3 protein-coding genes are annotated in these 3,777 nt (G+C 64.5%); all 3 read left to right on the top strand.

Annotation, left to right across the window (positions count from 1 at the left end; translation table 11 throughout):
* The first annotated feature begins 192 nt into the window (after nt 1–192).
* The gene (locus tag EN884_RS29010; RefSeq protein WP_063167716.1) at nt 193–801 is read left to right on the top strand and encodes a CDP-alcohol phosphatidyltransferase family protein; all 609 of its coding nucleotides are present in this window, start codon (nt 193–195) and stop codon (nt 799–801) included.
* Between the two features lie 48 nt (nt 802–849).
* Complete coding sequence (locus EN884_RS29005) at nt 850–2,637, top strand: bifunctional alpha/beta hydrolase/class I SAM-dependent methyltransferase (protein ID WP_181172674.1); 1,788 nt, start codon at nt 850–852, stop codon at nt 2,635–2,637.
* A 5-nt stretch (nt 2,638–2,642) separates the two neighbouring features.
* Nucleotides 2,643–3,777, top strand: a 1,135-nt coding sequence (locus EN884_RS29000) for a phosphatase PAP2 family protein (RefSeq protein ID WP_164895213.1), incomplete at its 3' end; no start/stop codon positions are given.

Raw genomic sequence — 3,777 nt, 5'->3', positions numbered from 1 at the left:
CGGGATATATAATAAGCGTGCTCACTATTCAAGGTGCCGCAGTGCACACAAAGCCGACAAATGTGCATGACAGCTTTGCCGGGCCAATCATGGTTATCGATTTGCGAACGCATGATGGCCGCGCCGCCTCTCCGCTGGTCGCGTCTGGCATATTGATGTACAGCCGCTGAACAGGATCGGGGGATCAACGCAATGCCGACGCTTTACGCTCTCAAGCCGGCCTTCCAGGGCCGACTGCGGCCGCTGGTCAATCGGCTGGCGGCCATCGGGGTCACCGCAAACAGCATAACCATCCTGGCGGCCGCGATGTCGATAGCCGCCGGCGCGGCCATTGCGATCCGGCATGAATGGCGCTGGCTGCTGTTGCTTATCCCCGTGGTGATGTTCGTGCGCATGGCGCTGAATGCCGTGGACGGCATGCTGGCGCGCGAGCATGGCCAAGCCTCGACGCTCGGCATGTATCTTAACGAGTTGTGCGACGTCGTTTCGGACCTCGCGCTGATCTTGCCTTTTGCCGTCTTTCCGGAATTTGGCGCATGGGGCGTCGTCGCCTTCGCAATATCGGCGGTGCTGACCGAGTTTGCCGGCGTGCTCGGCATCGCCGCCAAGATCGGCCGCAACTATGCCGGGCCGTTCGGCAAGAGCGACAGGGCGCTGGCGCTTGGCGTCGTCGCCGTGCTGTGCGCCCCAGGGCTGTGGCCGGCATCGATCGCGCCATTTGTGTTTCCGGCCATGGCAACGCTTTCGCTGCTGACCGCCATAAACCGGATACGCGCCGGGCTTATTGGCAGCGCCAGCTGAGCATCGAGGCTCGCCATGCCGCCAGTGGGGCCGCCAGAGGGAAAGACCATGATGCACGAACCGGTCGCCGCCGCGGCCACGGAAAGCCTTGCGCGGCAAGCGCAGGAGCGGGTCTTCCGCAGCCATGACGGGACGGAGATCTTCTACCGATTCTGGCCGGCGGCTTCGGCCGATGCCAAAGGCGCGATGGTGCTCTTCCATCGCGGCCACGAGCATGGCGGCCGCATGGCCCATCTCGTCGATGAATTGCGGATGCCGGACCACGCCTTCTATGCCTGGGATGCCCGCGGCAATGGCCGTTCGTCCGGCGAGCGCGGCTATGCCCCGTCCTTCTCGGCGCTGGTGCGCGACATCGACTGCTTCATGCGCGAGATCGCTGAAAGGGATGGCTTCGCCACGCGCGATATCGCGCTGATCGCGCAGTCCTTCGGCGCCGTTCTGGCCGCCGCCTGGGTGCATGACTATGCGCCGAAGCTGCGCGCCATGGTGCTGGCCTCACCGGCCTTCTCGGTAAAACTCTACGTGCCCTTCGCCAAGGAGGGCATAGCGCTCTGGCAGAAGATCAAGGGCCGCTTCTTCGTCAATTCCTACGTCAAGGCGAAATTCCTGACCCATGATCCCGTGCGAATCGCCTCTTTCGAGAGCGATCCACTGATCACGCGGCCGATCGCTTCCAACATCCTGGTCGAACTCTATCAGCATGCAGCCCGCATCGTTGCGGACGCCCGCGCCATCACCGCGCCGACGCAGCTTCTGCTTTCGGGCAGCGATTGGGTCGTGCGCCACGGCCCGCAGCACGAGTTCTTCGTCAATCTCGGCAGCCGCATCAAGGAACGTCATGTGCTGCCGGGCTTCTTCCACGACACGCTGGGCGAACGCGACCGGGCAAAGGCCCTCGACCTGATCCGGCCGTTCCTGGCCAGGCAGTTCGCGGCACCGGATGCGCCGGTCGACCTGAAGCAGGCGGACATTGCCGGCTACACACGCGACGAGGCCGACCGGCTTGCTTCACCGCTCGCGTTGATGTCGCCAAAGGGCCTCTATTGGGCATTCAGCCGCGCCTCCATCCGCATGGGCGCCTGGGTCTCCCAAGGCATGAAGACCGGCATTGCCACCGGCTTCGATTCCGGCTCGACGCTGGATTATGTCTACGAAAACGACGCGCGCGGACTTACGCCCCTTGGCCGCGTCGTCGACCGTGTCTTCCTGGAAGCTATCGGCTGGCGCGGCATCCGCCAGCGCAAGCTGCATCTCGAAGAACTGATCGGCTCTTGCCTGGCAACGCTCAAGACCACTGGCCGGCCAGTGCATATTCTCGACATCGCCGCCGGCCACGGCCGCTATGTTCTCGATGCCATCGTGAAGAGCCCCGACCAGCCGGCGAGCGTGCGTCTGCAGGATTATTCCGACCTCAACGTGCAGCTTGGCCGCAAGCTGATCACGGAGCGGCAATTGCCGGCTGACGTCACGTTCCAGCGCGCCGACGCTTTCGATGCCGACGTGCTCGCCAACGCCGATCCGGCGCCGGACCTCGCCATCGTTTCCGGCCTCTACGAGCTATTCTCGGACAATGCGATGATCGCCCGGTCGCTCGGTGGATTGGCCAGCGCCATGCAGCCGGGCAGCCTGTTGCTCTACACCAACCAGCCTTGGCACCCGCAGCTCGAGATGATCGCCCGCAGCCTGACCTCGCATCGCGGCGGCGAGGCCTGGGTGATGCGCCGGCGCACGCAAGGCGAAATGGACCAGTTCGTCGAAGCCGCCGGTTTCGAAAAGCTCGACCAGCGCATCGACCAATGGGGCATCTTCACCGTCTCGCTCGCGCGGCGCCGCTGAGCAGCATGGTGTCATCGCCTGCATCCGTGGCGCGTGCCGAACCCTATAGCCGGGTGGTCGTCAGGGCAGCCCTGTGGCTGGCCTTCCTGGCGCCGTTCTTCTATCTCAGCTACGGCTTCGCCAACTGGCTGGCGTCGCGGCGCGACGATGTCGGCAGTATCGTGTTCTCGTGGGAGCACGGCATCCCGTTCGTCGCCTGGACCATCGTGCCCTATTGGTCGATCAACCTGTTCTACGGCCTGTCGCTGCTGCTCAACAACGACAGGCAAGGGGTCGACCGTCTGGCCGGACGCTATCTCACCGCGCAAATCGTCGCCGTTATCTGCTTCATCCTGTTCCCGCTGACCGCTACATTCGTGCGGCCGGCGACGACCGGCCTGCCCGGCTTCCTGTTTGCCGTGCTCGGCGGTTTCGACAAGCCGTTCAACCAGGCCCCCTCGCTGCACATCGCCCTTTTGGCGATCATCTGGGATCATTGGCGCCACCGGCTCGGCGGGTTGCTCCTGCCGCTCTGGCACGGCTGGTGCTTTCTGATCGGCGCCTCGGTGCTGACGACCTGGCAGCATCACTTCATCGACATCCCGACCGGCGCGCTGCTCGGGTTCTTTGCGCTGTGGCTGTTTCCGCGCAGCGGCGCATTGCCGTTTGCAGGCTTCCGGCTGACCAACGATGCGAAAGCGCGGCGGCTGGCGCGGTTCTACGCTATGGGCGCCGTCCTCGCGCTGGCCGGTGCCGCGCTCGGTGCCTACGTTTGCGCCGTCGCGCTCTTCCTGCTTTGGCCGGCGCTGGCGCTGGCCATCGTCACCCTCGCCTATGCAGGGGCAGGCGAAAAAGTGTTCCAGAAATCCGCCGATGGCAGCATGACGCTTGCAAGCCGTGTCCTGCTCTTGCCTTATCGCCTCGGCGCCAGGGCAAACATATGGGCCTGGACGCGCAATCTTGCCCCCCAGGTGGCGATTGCCGAAGGTGTCTTTCTCGGGCGCTTTCCCACGGCAAGCGAGGCCAACAGCTTCGGCACGGTCATCGACCTCGCCGCCGAACTCGAAAAGCCGGCGACAACCGATTGCCGCTGGATCAGCTTTCCGATGATCGACCTGTTGCCGCCGCCACTGGCGATACGGCAACAGGCAGCCGGCGCGC

The organism is Mesorhizobium sp. M7A.F.Ca.AU.001.01.1.1, from assembly GCF_004022735.1.
Taxonomy (GTDB): domain Bacteria; phylum Pseudomonadota; class Alphaproteobacteria; order Rhizobiales; family Rhizobiaceae; genus Mesorhizobium; species Mesorhizobium ciceri.
Note: the sequence above shows the minus strand (reverse complement) of the source record. Positions and strands in the feature narration are given on the sequence as shown.

Excerpts from the sequence above, each read along its gene's own strand:
- EN884_RS29010 (WP_063167716.1), top strand. The coding sequence starts at position 193 with ATGCCGACGCTTTACGCTCTCAAGCCGGCCTTCCAGGGCCGACTGCGG.
- EN884_RS29005 (WP_181172674.1), top strand. The coding sequence starts at position 850 with ATGATGCACGAACCGGTCGCCGCCGCGGCCACGGAAAGCCTTGCGCGG.